The organism is Spirulina sp. CCY15215, assembly GCF_016888125.1.
Lineage (GTDB): Bacteria > Cyanobacteriota > Cyanobacteriia > Cyanobacteriales > Spirulinaceae > CCY15215.
The window spans coordinates 38997-56985 of sequence record NZ_JACSWA010000535.1 but is presented as its reverse complement, the minus strand read 5'-3'; the positions used below and the strand labels follow the sequence as shown (position 1 = coordinate 56985).

Here is a 17989-nt window from a genome sequence, read left to right as displayed (position 1 = left end):
AGCGAGACGACGCGGCTAGGGAGCGAGACGACGCGGCTAGGGAGCGAGACGACGCGGCTAGGGAGCGAGACGACGCGGCTAGGGAGCGAGACGACGCAGCTAGGGAGCGAGACGACGCGGCTAGGGAGCGAGACGACGCGGCTAGGGAGCGAGACGCTCCCACTACTGTATTCTCTTGCTATAGTAGTGCAGGCAAGATGCCTGCTAATGCGTAAGTCCTATTAATTTGATGCAAAATAAAACTGGGAAACTCTTAAATTTTCTCTTGGTCGTTTTTCTCTTGGTTGGTCTATTGTTTTTGGGATTATGGCGTGATATATTGCCTGCCCGTGCAGATAATACAAACTCATTGGAAGAACAAGTATTAAGTATTATTCGCGCTCATCCAGAAGCGATTATCGAGTCTGTACAAAATTATCAACGTCAGCAAGAAGCACAACAAAAGGCGATGCAAAAAGCTGTTGTACAGCAAATGCAGGTCAACCCGCAAGCCTTTATCAGAGATTCTCCTATCCAAGGGGCAGAAGATGGTCAAAATGTTCTCTTCATGTTCTCGGATTTTCAATGCCCATTTTGCTCTCTTGCCAGGGAAACAGTGAAGGAATTTATGGCAAAATATGGCGATCGCGTTACTCTTGTTTACAAAAATCTGCCTCTGAGCATTCATCCTCAAGCCTTAAATGCTGCTGTAGCGGCTTATGCTGCGGGACAACAAGGCAAGTTTTGGCAGTATTATGATGGCTTGTTTGCAAATCAAGAAGATTTAGGAGAAGAATTATATCAAGAACTTGCCGAAGATCTTAATTTAGATTTAGAGCAATTCGATCGCGATCGCAACCGTTCCCAAGCCCAAGATGCGATCGCCGAAGATATCCAACTAGCGCGATCGCTACTCATTCAAGGAACGCCCTTTTTTGCCTTCAATGGTGAAGCCTTAAGCGGTGCAGTTGATTTGAAAACATTGGAAACAGTATTTGCGAAAGAGAGTAAAGAGTAAAAATTTGGAATTCAAATTTTATTCTCCATCATTTATTCTTCCTTCACCAACACACCGCGCAGAAAAATATCAGCAATGCCTTCTGCCATTTCTTTCATAGATTCTGGCGAGGCATTGGGGTCAATAATAGTGTTGTCAGAAAAACCCGCCACTGCAAACATTCCTAAAAATACCTGGGCGACAATTTTAGGATTCATCTTACGATAAACTCCCCGTTCCATCGCCGTCTCAAAAAATGCCTCAGCTACATCGGTCATTTTATCGATAATTTCTGACTGAATGCGATCGCGCAACTCAGGATGAAATTGCGCCTCCATAAAGCATACCCGCATCAGATCGTGACTTTCGCGCATTCGTAGCATTCGTCTTCGCATGACTTGTGCAACAGCCTTATAACTTCCCATTTCACTCAACTCTGTCAGCAAATCAGTCAGAATTTCAACCCATCCTCGCGTTGCTACTTCCACCAAAATCGCCTTTTTATTGGCAAAATGACGAAATAATGTTCCTTCTGCTACATTTGCCGCCGATGCTAAATCGCGAGTGGTAGTGCCATCATAACCCTTACGCGCAAATAAGCGTTGAGCCGCTTGCAAAATGCGAGTGCGCGTACTCTCTTCTACTGGATGTTCGATGGTGGAGCGTTGATGAAAAACTGCCATAGCTTTACTGTGTAGGGGAAGGTCTTAAATTAAGACTAACGTTATTTTGCCTTTGTTGTGAGCAATTACTGAAAACCTTCACAAAAATTTCTACTGATTAATCTTTTGAGATGTCTATCGTATTTTTACCTATTCCTCTGATTATTTTACAACTTCTCACGCTATCTATCGGTATTTCGATTGAGGCGATCGTTATACACCAAAAATTAAGATTAACGCGCAAACAGAGTATAGAATTTTCAATCTCGATTAATCTTTTATCAACAATTGTCCTCTGGTTTGTCTTTTTTATATTTCAAGGTTTTGCACCAGAAAGCGAGAGGCTACATTTAATTGGTATTATCTTTTTCAATAACTTCAATGGTCTCAATCTGTGGATTCATGTTTATCCCATTCTAGCAGCAGTCTTAGTCATGATGTGTGCCTTAATTATTTTTGTAGAATTCAAGAGTTTACAACTTTTACAAGTGTTTTTAAAAAGTTCTGCCGAACAAAACAATGAAACAATCCAAAATGCTATTCCTTTGATCAATCGAATAAATACAGCAATTGTTAAAGTTGATGTTAAAACAATTGCTACGATTTTTCAAGCTAATGCTTTAAGTAGTTGTGTTGTTGCCTTATTTATCATTTTATTAAATGTATATCAGGCACAATGAAAGATATTTTTGATAAAATCTGGGGTATCTTTAAGCCTCCTCGTGCTTATTGCTGGCAAACGTTATTTTGCTTAAGTTTATTTTCAGGGGGGATGTCCGCGATCGCAAGAGGATTTCTAGGGGAAATTATTGCTATTATAGGTTATCTCCTTTTAATTATTAGTATTGCTTGGATCGGCATTGAAAACCGTTGGCAATCTACGCCTTGGATAGTAGCAGCATCAATTTGTGTATTTTGCTGGAAACTGTTTGGGATAAAGCCACAAATTCTGGTTATTTTGTTGTTTCCTCTCGCGGCATTCCTTGCTTCGCTGGCACATTTTATTACTCAAAATTTAGAGTTTAAAGTGCCTCATTCTAGCAAACGTCAAGCTGTTCTAATTTTACTAGAAACCCAAATTTTACTGGCTTGCTGGCTGCAATTCTATTTTCTCTGTAATGATTGGACTCAACAATATCCTAGTCTTCTTATCGAAGATTTTAGCGATAGTAAGTTTGTCGTAAAATTGGATACTTCTTCTTCTCAACCTCGAGTTTTTTTGATTCTTGAAGAAATGCGAAAATTGCTCGAACAACAATTTGACGATCGCCCCTGGGGGGAAGTCACAGAGCAATTAAAAGCCAGTGAAGGGGCAAGTTTTCTCCCCAATTTTCAGTCTCAAGTCTTGGAAAACTTGAATTTTCTCAAGGAAAATGACCTTTGGGAAATAGAGTCTCAATTATCTTCAATCTCATCGGAATATCAAGTGAAACTAATTGCTCAATGGCTTGGACCTCGCTCTAATAAGACTCTAGAAAATGGAAGCGATCGCCACGAAACAATTTGCGATATTCGCCAACAAGACGAACTCGCGCAAGTCATTTGCAACCTATCAAGAAATAGCAGCTTTACGGACTAAAGATAAAAACTAATTCTAGATGCCATTGTTGCTCGAGATCGCGGATAATTTTAATATGCTTAATAAACTCTCGAAAATAAAAACGTCGCTCGGTTTCTGACAAATCTAACCAAAATTGAGGAAAGGAAATCTCTTGGGCGATCGGTTTTAAATTATCGGGAGGAAGTTGAGACAGTTTTTGTTGCAATTGAGACAATTCTGTGCGGAGTTTATAGTGACGCAGATCGGCGGTTTCTGCATCGAGAATTCCTTGTTTTTGTAAGTCGGGGAGTTGCTGCATAATTGTTTCTTTTTGCGCCATTTGTGCCGCGATCGCGCCTTTAGGACTACTTCTCTCGGGGGCATTCATCCCGGCGATCGCCAAGGGTAAAATTTGACAGATTTGTGCGATAGTTTGTTCTAAAATATCTTGGTAAGGAATGGCTTTACATTTATTTTGTTCGGGACAACTAACGGGACGTAAATACAAGTATTCTTTGCTTTTTTTACGGGCAGTAACGCGGGTAATGGTATGATGAGAGTAGCATTGCCCGCATATTACCAACCCAGCCAGAGAACGCGGCGCACTGGCGCTACGAGAGGGTAAACGACTATTACGCTTTAATAAGCGATCAATTTGTGCGGCTTCTTCGCGGGATAAAATCGCTGTGTGGGTATTGGGAAGAATATCCCCGTTATGATACTTTGTATCGCCGCGATAGATGGGGTTTGTTAACCAACGACGACCGGTTGTGACGGAAATTTTTTTCCCGTATTTCTTTTCTAAGTAGCGAACGGAGCCTCGCAGGGAACTGTAAAGTAAATAATGCTCGAAAAAATCTTTAACAACTGGAGCAGTAGAACGATCTAAAATGTAACGGTCTTTTCCTCTTCGATAACCGTAAGTTGCCTTGCCAGGAGGAGGCATTACTTTGATACGATTGCGGGCATGACCTTGACGAATGCGACGACTGTATTGATTTTGCTGAATTTCTGCGAGAAGGTCGAAAAGGCGATCGCCGGATGGATCTTGTTGATTAGTCTCGAAGGAATGATAATGCTGTTCGGTGGCAATGATGCTAGTTCCTACTGCTTCAATTTGTGCCACTATTGTTGCTACGGTGTTGAGGGTATCTCCCAGTTCGTCTAAGCGACGTAACAGGAGATAATCGGGAGGATTAGTTTTGCAGTCTTGCAGGAGTTGTTGCAGTTGAGCGCGATCGCCTAAATCTCGATAGACTCGATCTATTTCTAACCCCCAAATATTAGCATCGGGGACAGATTCGATCGCAGGGTCGGCATAAATATAAGCAATAATTCTCACCAATTATCTTAAAAGGCTCATCTGAAAATGCAAGCCAGATAAAATCAAACTCCACTTTACCTAACTGTGGTAAAATGGAATCTGATTTTTAGTTTAGCGCCATTTACAATTAAGCTATTTTAAGCCAAGATTTTAAGCTAAGATTTCTAGCTAGTTTGAATCCTAGTCCTAAAAACTTTGCTTTGCTTAAAGATTAGCGATCGCCAGAGGGGGTTTTGTTGCTTTCTTTTGTGTAATTTGGGGGGCAATAGTCCTCAAACTGGGGAAAAGAAAGTGATTTTCTTCTACATACTGAGCGCCAAATAGACCCTTTTCAGCCCAAAAATAGCGGTCTGTTGTATGTTCGTTCCGTTTTACAACCAATAGTGCCGGGGGAATAATTCCTCTCGATGCAATGTATTTACGGGCTGCAGTGACGGGCTTATCCTCACCACTCTCGAGGTTAAATTGAGGCACTAGCTCCAAAATTTTACGTCCTTCTTGGCGACGGCGACTCTTGCGTTTGCGTTTTCTGGCCAAACTGCCTACCTCCTGTTCTCGAAACTAAATTTTTAAGACCCAGTTTGTAATCTTAGTTACAAAACAGTGGCTAGTATATCCGCTTTTTTTCCAAAAATCAAGGGGTTTTAGGAAAATAATAAGTTTTAGTTAATTTAAGCAAAAATCAAAAATCTAACCAAAAGTAATTTTCTGGTAATTCCCCAGTAATTCTCAAATAACTCCCATGATGATTGTTGGTGCGAGACCATTAACAAACGTCAAGTAATGAGAAAATAACTCATAGATATGCCACGGATTCTATCATTTTTTAATAAAATGTACAAGGGGTATTCAGAAGAATATTTGAGAAATGAGGGGGGAGGTGTACTCAGCCCATACCCATTGCCCCGATGTGATCGCTTATTGTTGTTGGGGTTATGATGTTTATTAGACCGAGTTCGGAATTTATTGCCCTGTGTCAAGCTCAGGTTTATCTCCTAGTCCAAGGGCTGGGGGCGACTTGGTGTGCGGTTTATCTAACGGAAAAATGGGTAGAAGGAGTTAATCCCAATCTCGTTCCTGTTGTTGTTTATCCTGATACAAGTATTGTCCGCTATTCTGAGGAGCAGCCTGGCCAATCAGAGAAGAAATGGCCAAAATCTAATCCATCATTTCCTCTCTATTTGCCTGGATCTCAGCGATCGCTGAAAGGAAGAGAAGATCAAGGCAGAGAAGATCAAATCACCGATCATGTCCTAGAAAGTGAGTTTATTACCAGGGAAGGGGAAGTTAAAGATTTTTGGGGAAAACGTCAAGTAATGTTACCGCTTCTTCATGAGGGAGAAGTTTTGGGGGTATTAGTGACCCGCAGAGACGATCGCGAATGGGAAAAACGAGAATTGACCCAAGTTGAAAATATCTTGCAAACCTTAGCCATCGCCAGATATCTCGATCGCCAGCAGGGATGGACAAAAGAACAACTTATACAACAACAGCGCAGTATTGTCGCACAACGAGATCGCTTTGACGATCTCCTGCACCAATTACGCAACCCGATGACGGCATTGCGAACCTTTGGTAAGTTGCTATTAAAGCGACTTCTACCGGAGGACAAGAATAGCGAAATTGCTGAAAATCTGATTCGAGAAAGCGATCGCCTGCAAACTCTCCTCAAGCAATTTGATGTTTATCTCGACGAGATGAGTCAAGATGCAGCAAAATCAGTTGATTTTTCGGTTCCTTCTTGGTCACAAAAATTATTACCAGAAAGTACATCTTCTTCTCTCTCTCTGCTACCGGAAGCACGTTTAAATCTGGAAACCTTTCCCCTTGCCGATATTTTAAACCCCCTGCTGCAATCGGCCTCAGCCATCGCCAGCGATCGCGGGCTAGAATTCAAGATGGATATTCCCGATGATTTGCTCCCCATTCAAGCCGATACTAATGCTTTGCGGGAAGTTTTAAACAATATCCTCGATAATGCCATCAAATATACCCCCAGAGGGGGCTATATTGCTGTAGAAGCTGGGTTAGACCATGAAAATGGACTTCTCCAAGGAGTTGCGATTCGCGACACCGGATATGGCATTCCCGAGGGCGATCGCGATCGCATTTTCGAGCGTCACTATCGGGGAATACAAGAGAAAGGTGAAATTGAAGGGACAGGTTTAGGTTTAGCCATCGTCAAGGGGTTAATTGAGCAAATGCACGGCAAGATAGAAGTATCGGATAATATGGGCGATCGCCTCCCTTTACCCGGTACTACTTTTATTCTTTGGCTACCTTTAGCGTGAACCACAGAAGATTGAATCACCAAAGATTAACCATCATTTTCATTTTCCTTGCCTTCGGGAATCTCCGTCGTGCGCGCTCCTAGTAACATATCAGATAAATTGACTCCAACGGAAGAACCCCCAGCAAATAAAGTTCCCGTTACGCCATTACTTAAACGAGTACGAACCCGTTCCAATAAATCCCCCGAAACCGGAACGTAACCGAATTTGGCGATCGCCGATTGATTTTCCGGATTGATGAGAAACTTAGCAAATTCCTTCACGGCTGGATTTGCCTCTAGTGCTTCCTCACTCACATAGAAAAACAAGGGGCGAGAGAGAGGGCTATAAGTTCCATTGTCGATGGTTTTTCGACTCGGCTCAACGCACTTACCTGCCTCATTTTCAACTGCGATAATCTTCAGGACATCTTTATTCTCCTCATAAGTCGATATCCCTAAAATCCCCAATCCTCCCTCTTCTGCGGTGGTGCTTTGTACAATGAGAGCCTCATCTGCTTGAGCATTATAATCGACACGCCCTTCTACACCCTCACCCTTGCCCAAAATCGCTTCGAGAAAATATTCCGATGTTCCCGAGTCCGAGGGAGGTGCGGAAAGTACGAGAGGAGAATCGGAAAACTCCTTCCGAATATCCTGCCAATTCTCAATCTTTCCGGATGCTTCCGTTGACCAGATTTTTTTCAATTCCTCTCGCTTGAGACAAGTCGCCCAGGTGTTCTTCGGATTAGCAACAACAGCGATCGCATCAAAAGCAAAAGGCATTTCGAGATAGCGGTGTCGTTCCTTGCGACAGACTTTCATCTCATCTTTATTGATGGGTCGTGCAGAATGAACAATATCGATTTCTCCTGCACAAAATTGCTCAAATCCCTGGGTGACTCCCGTACCACCCACACCGACTCGCACTCCTTTATTTGCCTCTTCAAAAGTTTCTGAGAGGGCTAAAGTAACGGGCAAAATTGAACTCGATCCATCGGCGATCGCCAAATAACCGCTTAAAAATGATTCTTCTTCTTCTTTCTTTTCATCTTTTTTAGGTTGAGCCGCGATGACTGATTTTGCCAGTTCCATGCGTTCTTTAACATAATCTGTGGGGGGGATTTTCCACTCTTCTTCCTTTTGAACAATAAATCCCTCCGCTTCCATTTGAATAATGGCTAAATTAACGGCCTCGAGTAACGACTCACTGTCGGGACCGCGACGCATTCCCATGCCCCAAGGAGTGGGAAAAAGGGTCGGCAATCGGCTATTGTTGTAGTCCGACCAATCTGAGTTTCGTACCAGGCCAGCAATAGCGGCTTCCTCCATTGCTCCCCCAACGCATTTTTTGTCTTTGAGGGCAGATAACATCCCTTCGGAGTTCTCAACTTCGAGGATGACCATCCCTAGTTTTTCTAATTCTCCTGCATATACTGATTTTCCCAACGTACAGACTGTTTTCTCCTTCAGATCGCTCCAGGCTTTAATCTCGCTGCTATATTTGGGGATGAGCAACCCTACTCCCGAGGAATAATAAGCCTCACTAAAGGCAATTTGCTGTTTGCGTTCCTCGGTTTGGCTCAAGCTGGTAATGAGAACATCAACTTCACCCGCATCGAGTTTTTCAATCCGTTCTTCCGTTTTTAAGGGAACGAACTCAATCAGTGCTTCTTCACCAATTAATTCTAGGGCGAGGTAACGGGCAATATCGACTTCCAATCCCGCATACTTGCTGTCTTCTCCTTCTCCTTCGGCAAAGCTAAAGGGGGGATAATCATCACTAATACCGATAATGATTTTGCCTTCTTCTTTAATGCGATCCAAGACATTTTTGGCTTCTGTGGCTCCTTCTTCCGTAGTGACCTCCCCTTGAACGGGGTTGCCAGATTGGGTTTTCGGTTTTCCACAAGCGGTAAAACTGGCGATCGCCGCCATGAGAACGATCGCTTTGAAAAGTTTAGGCATCATCATCATCAAAATATCTCCAGAGCAAGTAACAGTGTCAAATCCCGATCGCGGGAAAAGGAAAAATTTACCAAGGGTTAAGTTTTTTAGCCAAGACAGATGGTAAAACAGATCGTAAAATAAAAAAGCAACTTGTTTGCTCGACCCACTGAAACTTCCGCTCATGAATGTTTTTCAACGGTTATTTGGCGATCGCCCCAATAGTCAGCTTCCTTTATTATTACCCCAAACCCCCCAGATTTCCAGTAAAGCAAAATCTTGGTATGAGTGGGGCAGTACTCTCTACCGTTTGGGGCATTGGGAAAGGGCGATCGCCAGTTACGATCGCTCTCTTACGGTGCAGCCCGATTATGGTACAGCCTGGCAGGAGAAGGGTTTAGCTTTGGCACAATTAGAGCGCTACGACGAGGCGATCGCGGCTTGGGACAAAGCCAATCAATTTCAGGCAAGCTCTCCCCAAGCATGGTACGAACGAGGGGAGGTTTTAGCCCAGGCCAATCGCAGCGAAGAAGCCTTAGAAAGTTACGACAAAGCCCTAGAAATGCGCCCTGGAGATGAGATGGGGTGGTTGCGAAAGGGAGATTTACTCTGTCAGCTTCAGCGCTACGAAGAAGCCTTGGAGAGTTACGACAAAGCCCTGGAAATTAAGGAAGATTGGCCAATGGGTTGGAGCAAGCGCGGAGTCGTTTTGCTTCACTTGAACCGCACAGAAGAAGCCTTAAAAAGCTACGATCGCGTCATCGCTGTTGATGAAAGCGCACCGGAAAGTTGGCGCAACCGAGGTTGGTTGCTCTCCCAAATGGGACGTTATCAGGAGGCTCTACAAAGTTACGATCGCGCCCTCGATCTCCAGCAAAATTCTGCTTCTCTCTGGCAAGATCGCGGAGAAGTTCTTTCTTTGATGCAGCGTTATGGGGAGGCGATCGCGGCTTACGATCGCGCTTTGAGCTTACAACCCCAAAATGACCAAAGTTTGCTCAAAAAAGGCGATGCACTGGTACAGGTGAAGCGCTACAAGGAGGCGATCGCCATTTACGACGGTCTTCTTGACTTCAAACCCAATAATGAGGAAGCCTGGGGAGGAAAAGGAACTGCCCTGAATGGATTAGAACAATACGACGAGGCGATCGCCGCTTGCGATCGAGCCCTCAGTTTGAATCCCCAAGATTGGGAAATTTGGTTGCAACGCAGTAATGCGGCCTTTCATTCCCCTGGAGCGATCGCCAGCTTACCCGTCGAGATCGCGCCTTATCCCAGCAATTCCGACCTGCACAAACCGGGGTATCCAGGCGCTAGGGCTGCCCTAGAAGAGGGCTTAAAACACTGCGATCGCGCTGGAAATCCTGAAGGTTGGGGGGAACTGCAACGGGCGATCGGGCATTTACATATCGAACGAGGCAATCAAACCAAAGACCCTTTAGGGGACTGGTGTAATGCTATTCTGCGCTACAATGATGCCCTCTCGGTTCTCACCCCAGAGACATTTCCCGAGGCACACCGCGCCACCCTCAAGGATTTTATCGAAGTCTGTCGCGCTTTGAGCGAAAGCGATGCCGCTAAGAAATTATTAGGAGACAATGCCTATTTACTCGATCGCTTACTGGATCCTGTCCCTTTAGGGGAACAAACCAGCACCCTTTCCCAGCAACTGGCGATGGCGGTGCAAGGGCAGTTTAGTGAAAAAGAAAAAGCAGGAGGAAGCAAAATTCTAGAAAAGCGCGATCGCGTCCATCTCGAACCAGAAAAGGGGGATACTGAAGTTGGCGATACTGAAGTTAGCGATACTGAGGTTGGCGATACTGAAGTTGGCGATACTGAAGTTGGCGATACTAACTTAGCCGAAATTTCACCCATTGATGAAACCCTTGAAGCTCAAATTTTATCCCCCAAAGAATCGCAATTTGACGGGGGGAATAAATATATTTTTTACATTGCCCTGGGACTGGGAACCGTGAGTTTGTGTTTGGGAATTGTCGGCAGTCTCTTATTTTGGAGCGAACGTCGGGATAAACTCAACGAAGGGCAACTCAATGCCAAGCGAGAGGCGCTCTGGGCTTCTTTTGAAATCGAACAAGAATTGCGTCTCGCCCAAAAAAATGCCCTCGATCTGTCGAATTTATTCTCTTCAGGTCAACTTGGAGATGCTAGCATTCCGGAACTTTTACAACAGAACTTGAAAAAAATTCCCAATCTTGCCCGTTTAGGGGTAGCGTATCAACCTTTTGCCTATTCTCCCGATCTCCGGCTCCATGCTCCAATAGCGATACATGTTGAAGATGAGGTGAAGTTTCTGGAGGGGGAAAAATTAGATTTTAACTATATTCTCCCGCAATATCCGTGGTATCGAGAAACTCTCAATGAAGGACCCAATTGGGGAGAGCCTTATGCAGGTCCGGAAGAAACCCCTTTAAGCGAACTGGCGATCGGATTTTATACGCCTTTCTCGAGAATTGTCGCCGGACAAGCGACACCTCGGGGGGTTATTTTTGCTGAATATTCCCTCAATCAACTTAAGGCTGTTGTTAATAATCTCGATATTGGCAAAACAGGTTATGGTTTTTTAGTCTCAGATAGTGGCGTTTTTCTCTCTCATCCCAATGGCGATCTCATTGATGGAAAAACCAATCTTCTCGATCTCGCTCGCGCTCAAGATAATCCTGAATTTTTAGCTTTAGTTGAAAAAGGATTGAAAGGGGAACAAGTTGAGGGGAATTTTACCGATGAAATTACGGGACAGCGAGCCTGGTTGCTGCTTCAACCTATCTCTTTGAATGGTTGGGCAGTTGGGGTAGTTTTTCTAGAAGAAGAATTACTTCCAGATAGCAATACTGTGCGGCAAAAAACGATTGGCATTGCCTTAGCATTTGCTATTTTCCTGATCTTGGGTTCTGTTGTTTTCTTGCGCGTTGATAAAGGAGAAAAGAAGAATTTATGGGCATCTTCTATTTTTGCGAGTGTAATTTTAATTGCGAAAATTGGTCTGGTGTGGAATTTGGCTCTGGCTAATCGTAATTATGTTTCCTCTCGCAATTTGTTACTCTCCCAAACGGAGGTAACAAAAGCTGTTGCTGAACCGATTAAAACGGCGATACAAGCAGGTAAAGATGCTCCCGTACAAATTCCCACAGGGATATTCTTACAGTCTATTGATTTTCGCAGTGCGAACGAAGTATTTGTCACGGGTTATATTTGGCAAAAATATAGTAAGGATATCGATCCAAATATCGCTAGGGGCTTTATTTTTCCCGATGCAGTTGATTCTAATGATGTTGAAATACGAGAGGAATATCGTTACGAGCAAGATGACAAAGAGATAATCGGCTGGTATTTTGAAACCAGTTTACGCCAAAACTTTCAGTTTAATAGCTATCCTTTTGATAGTAAAGATATTACCCTACGGCTCTGGCCGAGTGAATGGAATGAAACGGTTATTTTAACCCCCGATCTAGCAAGTTATGAGGTGATAAATCCGCGCTCGACACCGGGTTTAGATACGGATTTGGATTTAGTAGGCTGGAACATTCAAGACAGTTTCTTTGAGTATCGCCTACGCACGTATAATTCCAATTTCGGTTACGATGGAGTCAATATTGGGGTAGGAATTCCAGAACTTTATTTCACGGTAGTAGCGAAACGAGCATTTATCGGTCCTTTTGTGTCTAAAATTGGTCCTCAGTTTGTCGTGATTTCTTTGCTTTTTGCGATGTTACTTATTTCCGATCGCGACAAAGCAATGGAAATTTTGGCAGCTTGTGCGGGTTTCATTTTCATCGTCATCTTAGATCAAATTTCAGTTCGGGACCAAATAGTTAGTAAAGGATTGATTTATTTTGAGTATTTTTACTTGATTATCTATCTATTCATTTTCCTTGTTTCTATCAATGCAATTCTCTTGTTGGTAAAACCAGATTTTGCTTTAATTCGCTATCAAGATAACCTTGTCTCGAAGGTGTCTTTCTGGCCCTCTTTATTGGGTTTGTTATTACTGGTGACAATCTTTGTTTTTTATTAAAAACGAGTAGCGACGTTGCAGGCAACGTCGCTACAGGATTTCAGGCTTTTAAAATCTCGTTATCCAGAGAGAAATCAATCTCTTTTTTGTTGCGTCCTGATATTAAATAATCTTTGTTAAAAGAGTCTTTTAAGCCAGCAACAAGATCGAATTCGGGTTGCCAATTTAATTCTGTTTTCGCTTTGTGAATATCAGTAAAGAAATGCTGTACTCGTAAAGGGAAAGCCTTGCGTTTGCCAAAGTCAAATTGCTTCGGATCGAAATGAACTAATTTAATTTCATCGGTTGACTTTCCGGTTGCTTCTGTACAAGCTAAAGCTAATCCTTTCAAGGTAATATAGCGATCGCCGGAAATATTATAAATTTGTCCTTTTGCTTTGTCATTACCTAAAATAGCAGCCATTGCTGTTGCTAAATCTTTGATATGACCCAATTGTGTAATTGCTAAACCATCTCCTGGAATAGGAATGGGTCGATCGCGGACAATGCGATCGAAAAACCACGCTTCAACATCATTATAATTGCTGGGACCATAAATATAAACCGGACGCACAGAAGTCCAAGGGAGTCCTATTTGTTTGAGATAACTTTCTGTTTCATGTTTCCCTTTGTGACGACTTTGAGGATCGACGGGATCCCCTTCAATATGAGGCATTTGTTGGGATTTTAAATAGACTCCAGCAGAACTAACATAAACAAAATGCTCGACTTTATCTTTAAATAATTCAACAAGGGGTTTTGTATCGCTTAATTCTCGCCCATTATTGTCAAAAATAGCATCAAAATGCTCATTTTTGAGTTTATCTTTTAGCTCATTGGTGTTTTGGCGATCGCCATGAATTTGTGTAATTCCTTCTACTGGTGCAGGTTTACTGCCTCGGTTGAATAATACCACTTCATGACCGCGATCGACCAGAATTTTTGTTAAAGCTACGCCAATAAAACGAGTTCCACCCATGATTAAAATTCGCATTTTCTCTCCTTTTTTTTAGTTGTGCAGCTACTATTAACTCAATTTGCTAGTTTTTATAACTAGCAACTCAGGTTATTACTATCTATTACCCATTAAAGCAGAGATCGACATCAGTACCGAAAGTTCGATCGCGATCGCCATATTGGGTGCATCTCAAATTTGTAAATCTATGATAGCGATCGGCATCTATTTAAGAGTTTAGTGGTAATAGAGAACCAATTTATCCTTCATTTTTTGGCTAATTCCAGTCCCAATAATGTTGCCATCAAGCCCATAAAAACACTTAATGTTAAATATAATATCAGATCGAAGTAGGCTTTCTCTTTGTAAGAGAGACTTTGCTCGTAAATAAAAGAAGAAAAGGTAGTAAAACCCCCACAAAAACCCGTTAAAAATAATAAACTCCAACCCTGAGATAAGCGATAGCGTTCAATGATTCCTACAAAAAAACCAATTAAAAAACAGCCGATAATGTTAACAGCAAATGTTCCTAGAGGCAAATTACTTTGCCAGCGATCGCCGATCCAAGTTCCAACTAGATATCGACTGATACTTCCCAGTCCACCAGAAAAGAAAATAATCAGAAGGTTTTGCATTGAATGACCTCATAACAATACAATAATCAGTTTTCCCAACGCTCGATTTCTTGCCATATTATTAGCCTTAAAATTCACCAGCATCGTCAACTATTGGCAAAAATTGGGGAGATAATATTTGTGTTAAGTCATAAGGACAAGTTGCAGGGAAGGAGGATAAACCTGTTTCTTTTTCTGCACTGACGATCGCAAGGGGATAAATCTTTTCTTTCACGTCGTCTAGGCTATACTTAAGACTGGGATTTTCTGCTAAGAGTGTTTCTAAGCGAAGGCGTTGCTCTTTAATCGTTAATTGCCAACTCCTAGAACGTAAATTCGGTTGAAATTGCCATTTTAATAGGTGCATAATGAGAACTTCTAATCTACTGCCTAATTCTCTTTTTTCAGAACGCCCCATGTCTTCAATTTCTTCAGTAATATGATGCCAATCTATGCGATCGAAATCTCTGTTTTTTAAGAGTTGAGCCTGTTGTTGCGTCCAGCCATAAAAATCTGTTTCATAAGCGATCGGATTCATTATTTTCACCAATTATTAGCAAACTATTGGAAGATTATACAACGTAAAAAGCGAGTTAGGTCAAGGCAGTACATTTTTCTTTACTTTACCCGTTCATAATATTCAACCTACCAACCGCGATCGCTTGCATTCTTTAAAGGAAGAGAGACAATTTTAGGAGCAATTGTTATTGGGAGTAATGAGAATAACTATTAAGGTGGGGAAGATGGACGCAAGAGACGAAAAAGACTCTCGCTCCATGCTATCCCAAATGGGGTTGCAGAGCGTTCTTTAATTCGTTATATTGGCTAATGAGGTTTCTGACAGAGATGCTCAATGAAACCCCATTCTGCTCTTCTTTTCAAGTCTTTTGTCCTGTATTGAGTAAAAAAGTAGCTATCTCAACTCAAAGAAAAATAAAGAAAAATCATGGTTGATTCTAACTCCTACATTTTGGGTATTAATTGCGTCTATCACGAATCCTCAGCCTGTTTGCTCAAAGATGGTCAAATTATCGCCGCAGTTGAAGAAGAGCGGTTTACTCGAGTCAAACACGCAAAGCTGGCCAGTGTTGATAATCCAGATATATTGCCGGTTAATGCTATCTCATTTTGCTTAAAGGAGGCTGATATAACATGGAATGACATTAATTTCATTGGCTATTCCTTCGAGCCGAAAAAATGGGCTACACAACTGGATAAATCAGCCACGATACCAGGAGAGAGAAAAGAAGGATGGGGAACCATTGAAGGAGAAGAAATCTTCGAGGGCAAACTCAAAGATATTCCCTACAAATTGAGCCAGTTAGCTCAGGAAGATATTGCAGATAAGTTTTTGTGGCTTCCTCACCATTTATGTCACGCAGGAAGTGCTTATTTTGTTTCTCCTTATTCAGAAGCTGCTGTTTTAGTGGTGGATGGTATTGGTGAAGTAGAATCAACGACACTCTACCGAGGAAAAGACAATATTCTCTCGGAGATCGAAGCGATCGCTTGCTATCCAGATAGTCTCGGCACTCTCTGGGAAACCATATCTGTCCTAATGGGTTTTAGCAAATATGATGCAACTAAAGTTATGGGATTAGCTGCCTATGGCAAAGAAGATCAAGAATATTTAGAAATGTTCAAAACATTTGTTAAGGTTCAAGGGCCAATATTTACAATCGATCCGGAAGTTTTACAAGATAATGACTTTACCGACGATTGCAGCGAATTGGAAAATCTCTTCGGTTTACAGAAGCGAAAACTCAATGAGAAACTCGAACAAAAACACGCAGATATTGCTTTAGCGTTACAAAATCTAACGGACATAATTCTCTTAAATATTGCCAACTATCTCTACGATCGCGTCCAGAGTCCCAATCTTTGTCTGGCAGGTGGTGTTGCTTTAAATTGTGTTTCCAACCAGATATTACAAGAGAAAAGTCCTTTTAAAAATCTCTATATTCAACCGGCTGCCCACGATGCAGGAACGGCAATTGGAGCAGCTTATTGTATTTGGAATCAAACTTTAAGGAAACCGCGATCGTACATAATGAAAACCCCCTATTTGGGTCCGGACTATTCTTCAGAAGAAATTCAAACTGTTCTCGATCGCAATCAGCTTCAATATTCCCAAGTTGACAATATAGAAGAGATGACTGCTAAATTAATCTCTGAAGGCAATGTAATCGGCTGGTTTCAAGGAAAGATGGAAATTGGTCCTCGTGCCTTGGGAAATCGGAGTTTAGTGGCAGATCCAAGAAATCCGAATATGAGGGAAATAATGAATCAAAAGGTGAAGCATCGGGAAGATTTTCGACCTTTTGCCCCTTCTGTATTGGAGGAATATGCTCAGGATTGGTTTAAACTTCCGGGAGATTCTTTAGCTCTAGGTTTCATGTTATTTGCTTGTAGTGCTATAGAAGACAAACAAAGTTTAATTCCTGCTATCCTGCACGTGGATGGAACGAGCCGAGTTCAAGTAGTGAATCAACAACTCAATCCCAAATATCACCGATTAATCCAAGCATTTTATCAAATAACGGGCGTTCCTTTAGTTTTAAATACTTCGTTTAATGACACGGAACCTATTGTTTGTAGCCCAGAAGATGCAGTTAAGACTTTTCTCAAAACTAAGATTGATTATCTCGCAATTGGCGATTTTTTAGTTAGGAAGTAATTCTAAATTTGCTGAAGCCTAGATTTGACGGCAATCGCGAGAACCTGCGATCGGTAATTACCTCCAATTTAACTCAAGTTAAATTGGCAGTAATTATATTTTTGTTCAGTTAACTTAAACAAGGTTTAAGTTGATATTCAGGGACAGGAATTTCCCAATATTGTTCGTAGATCTTTTGAGAAGATTTAACCTCAATATTCTTTAAACCCTTTTCGTAGTGAATGACGCAAAGGTGAATATGAGTGATACTATCCTCTTTTGCCTTTTGCCGTAAACCATCGATCTGTTCTATCGTGCCTATCTTCAAGTTAGCGAGATCGTCCATAACCTCATCAAAAGTCAGAACATAAGGATTAAGCAAAACGGTGGTTGTGCCGGACAAATACTTTTGAATCAAATCTAACAAAAGAGTAGGTTTTTCTTGGTTTCCCGGTGCAGCAGTGACAATTTGGGCATGACCATCTTCTTTTAAATATTCATCCAAACGAGCAAAAATTTTGTCGAGAAAGTCGAGTCCATAAGGTCCAGCAGCTGAGTGATAGAAGTAATCCATCCCAGGGGGGGTCGGCTCAAAAGGAGGATTCGAGATAATATAATCAAACTGTCGTTCTTGTACTGGTTGCCAAATCTTTTCTTGACCGTCGAGAACTGTAATTTTATCTTCCACTCCATTGAGGATAAAATTAAAGCCAGCAAAGTTTTTGGCCCTAGGGTTAATCTCCAGTGCTGTTACGCTTTTAGCTCCCTTAGAAATAGCAGCAATTGACAAGACTCCCGATCCCAAACCAATCTCCAATACCTCAGCATTTTGCATTTTATCCTGCCTGAGTTCATCAAGAAAAAATTGCTGTTCGGCAAAAATGGGGAAGACTTGATCGAGTGCTTGATAATCCAATCGATCGGTCAATATGAGAAAATTGTCGATGAGATTGAGACGTTTATCCTCTAGGGCAGATTGAAGAAGTTTAAGGGCATCCATTGCGATCGCAAGTCTAAGTAAATTGGCTAACAAG

Annotated in this window: 15 protein-coding genes; 7 read left to right on the top strand and 8 right to left on the bottom strand. The window is 42.1% G+C overall.

All coding sequences use genetic code 11. The features are described from left to right. Positions 1 to 229 precede the first annotated feature (229 nt). Positions 230 to 997, top strand: a complete 768-nt coding sequence (locus JUI58_RS18735) for a DsbA family protein (RefSeq protein ID WP_204105331.1) — start codon at positions 230 to 232, stop codon at positions 995 to 997. A gap of 32 nt (positions 998 to 1029) precedes the next feature. On the opposite strand, the gene JUI58_RS18730 is transcribed toward JUI58_RS18735, so the two are convergent. Further along, a complete protein-coding gene (locus JUI58_RS18730; RefSeq protein WP_204105330.1) occupies positions 1030 to 1659 on the bottom strand; it encodes a TetR/AcrR family transcriptional regulator in 630 nt (209 codons plus the stop codon). 110 nt (positions 1660 to 1769) lie between these two features. On the opposite strand from JUI58_RS18730, the gene fraC reads away from it, so the two are divergent. Both fraC and JUI58_RS18720 read left to right on the top strand, forming a co-directional pair. Continuing rightward, entirely contained in the window at positions 1770 to 2318 is a 549-nt protein-coding gene (gene fraC, locus JUI58_RS18725; protein ID WP_204105329.1) for a filament integrity protein FraC, read from the top strand. Then, positions 2315 to 3217: a DUF5357 family protein gene (locus JUI58_RS18720; protein WP_204105328.1), complete on the top strand. Its 903-nt coding sequence runs from the start codon at positions 2315 to 2317 to the stop codon at positions 3215 to 3217. The genes fraC and JUI58_RS18720 overlap by 4 nt, the downstream gene beginning before the upstream one ends. Here the strand turns inward: JUI58_RS18720 and JUI58_RS18715 are convergent. Together JUI58_RS18715 and JUI58_RS18710 are read right to left on the bottom strand one after the other, a co-directional pair. Further along, a complete protein-coding gene (locus JUI58_RS18715) occupies positions 3207 to 4520 on the bottom strand; it encodes a recombinase family protein (RefSeq protein WP_348539923.1) in 1314 nt (437 codons plus the stop codon). The two genes, JUI58_RS18720 and JUI58_RS18715, sit on opposite strands and share 11 nt — an antisense overlap. Before the next feature lie 186 nt (positions 4521 to 4706). Next, complete coding sequence (locus tag JUI58_RS18710) at positions 4707 to 5039, bottom strand: DUF3155 domain-containing protein (protein ID WP_204105326.1); 333 nt, start codon at positions 5037 to 5039, stop codon at positions 4707 to 4709. Positions 5040 to 5437: 398 nt separating this feature from the next. On the opposite strand from JUI58_RS18710, the gene JUI58_RS18705 reads away from it, so the two are divergent. Beyond that, complete coding sequence (locus JUI58_RS18705; protein ID WP_204105325.1) at positions 5438 to 6793, top strand: HAMP domain-containing sensor histidine kinase; 1356 nt, start codon at positions 5438 to 5440, stop codon at positions 6791 to 6793. 26 nt (positions 6794 to 6819) lie between these two features. On the opposite strand, the gene JUI58_RS18700 is transcribed toward JUI58_RS18705, so the two are convergent. Next, entirely contained in the window at positions 6820 to 8904 is a 2085-nt protein-coding gene (locus JUI58_RS18700) for a phosphate ABC transporter substrate-binding protein PstS family protein (RefSeq protein ID WP_204105324.1), read from the bottom strand. Here JUI58_RS18700 and JUI58_RS18695 point away from each other — a divergent pair. Then, positions 8903 to 12751 carry a tetratricopeptide repeat protein gene (locus tag JUI58_RS18695; protein WP_204105323.1) on the top strand — a complete coding sequence of 1283 codons (3849 nt, stop codon included), beginning with the start codon at positions 8903 to 8905 and terminating at the stop codon, positions 12749 to 12751. The two genes, JUI58_RS18700 and JUI58_RS18695, sit on opposite strands and share 2 nt — an antisense overlap. Positions 12752 to 12791: 40 nt before the next feature. Here JUI58_RS18695 and JUI58_RS18690 read toward each other — a convergent pair whose 3' ends face one another. Then, positions 12792 to 13724 (bottom strand): NAD-dependent epimerase/dehydratase family protein, encoded by a 933-nt coding sequence (locus JUI58_RS18690; protein WP_204105322.1) that lies wholly within the window; start codon positions 13722 to 13724, stop codon positions 12792 to 12794. Between the two features lie 43 nt (positions 13725 to 13767). Here JUI58_RS18690 and JUI58_RS18685 point away from each other — a divergent pair, with 43 nt between their 5' ends. Next, entirely contained in the window at positions 13768 to 13926 is a 159-nt protein-coding gene (locus tag JUI58_RS18685; RefSeq protein ID WP_204105321.1) for a hypothetical protein, read from the top strand. A 25-nt stretch (positions 13927 to 13951) separates the two neighbouring features. Here JUI58_RS18685 and crcB read toward each other — a convergent pair whose 3' ends face one another. After that, a complete protein-coding gene (gene crcB / locus JUI58_RS18680) occupies positions 13952 to 14320 on the bottom strand; it encodes a fluoride efflux transporter CrcB (RefSeq protein ID WP_204105320.1) in 369 nt (122 codons plus the stop codon). A 67-nt stretch (positions 14321 to 14387) separates the two neighbouring features. Continuing rightward, a complete protein-coding gene (locus tag JUI58_RS18675; protein ID WP_204105335.1) occupies positions 14388 to 14837 on the bottom strand; it encodes a DUF29 domain-containing protein in 450 nt (149 codons plus the stop codon). Positions 14838 to 15245: 408 nt separating this feature from the next. Here JUI58_RS18675 and JUI58_RS18670 point away from each other — a divergent pair, with 408 nt between their 5' ends. After that, positions 15246 to 16976 (top strand): carbamoyltransferase C-terminal domain-containing protein, encoded by a 1731-nt coding sequence (locus tag JUI58_RS18670; protein ID WP_204105319.1) that lies wholly within the window; start codon positions 15246 to 15248, stop codon positions 16974 to 16976. A 109-nt stretch (positions 16977 to 17085) separates the two neighbouring features. On the opposite strand, the gene JUI58_RS18665 is transcribed toward JUI58_RS18670, so the two are convergent. Then, complete coding sequence (locus JUI58_RS18665; RefSeq protein WP_204105318.1) at positions 17086 to 17988, bottom strand: methyltransferase; 903 nt, start codon at positions 17986 to 17988, stop codon at positions 17086 to 17088. Position 17989 lies beyond the last annotated feature (1 nt).

What these genes read in the sequence shown, in the direction of transcription:
- JUI58_RS18735 (WP_204105331.1), top strand. Translation starts at nt 230, where the DNA reads ATGCAAAATAAAACTGGGAAACTCTTAAATTTTCTCTTGGTCGTTTTT.
- JUI58_RS18730 (WP_204105330.1), bottom strand. Translation starts at nt 1,659, where the DNA reads ATGGCAGTTTTTCATCAACGCTCCACCATCGAACATCCAGTAGAAGAG.
- fraC (WP_204105329.1), top strand. Translation starts at nt 1,770, where the DNA reads ATGTCTATCGTATTTTTACCTATTCCTCTGATTATTTTACAACTTCTC.
- JUI58_RS18720 (WP_204105328.1), top strand. Translation starts at nt 2,315, where the DNA reads ATGAAAGATATTTTTGATAAAATCTGGGGTATCTTTAAGCCTCCTCGT.
- JUI58_RS18705 (WP_204105325.1), top strand. Translation starts at nt 5,438, where the DNA reads ATGATGTTTATTAGACCGAGTTCGGAATTTATTGCCCTGTGTCAAGCT.
- JUI58_RS18695 (WP_204105323.1), top strand. Translation starts at nt 8,903, where the DNA reads ATGAATGTTTTTCAACGGTTATTTGGCGATCGCCCCAATAGTCAGCTT.
- JUI58_RS18700 (WP_204105324.1), bottom strand. Translation starts at nt 8,904, where the DNA reads ATGAGCGGAAGTTTCAGTGGGTCGAGCAAACAAGTTGCTTTTTTATTT.
- JUI58_RS18690 (WP_204105322.1), bottom strand. Translation starts at nt 13,724, where the DNA reads ATGCGAATTTTAATCATGGGTGGAACTCGTTTTATTGGCGTAGCTTTA.
- crcB (WP_204105320.1), bottom strand. Translation starts at nt 14,320, where the DNA reads ATGCAAAACCTTCTGATTATTTTCTTTTCTGGTGGACTGGGAAGTATC.
- JUI58_RS18675 (WP_204105335.1), bottom strand. Translation starts at nt 14,837, where the DNA reads ATGAATCCGATCGCTTATGAAACAGATTTTTATGGCTGGACGCAACAA.
- JUI58_RS18670 (WP_204105319.1), top strand. Translation starts at nt 15,246, where the DNA reads ATGGTTGATTCTAACTCCTACATTTTGGGTATTAATTGCGTCTATCAC.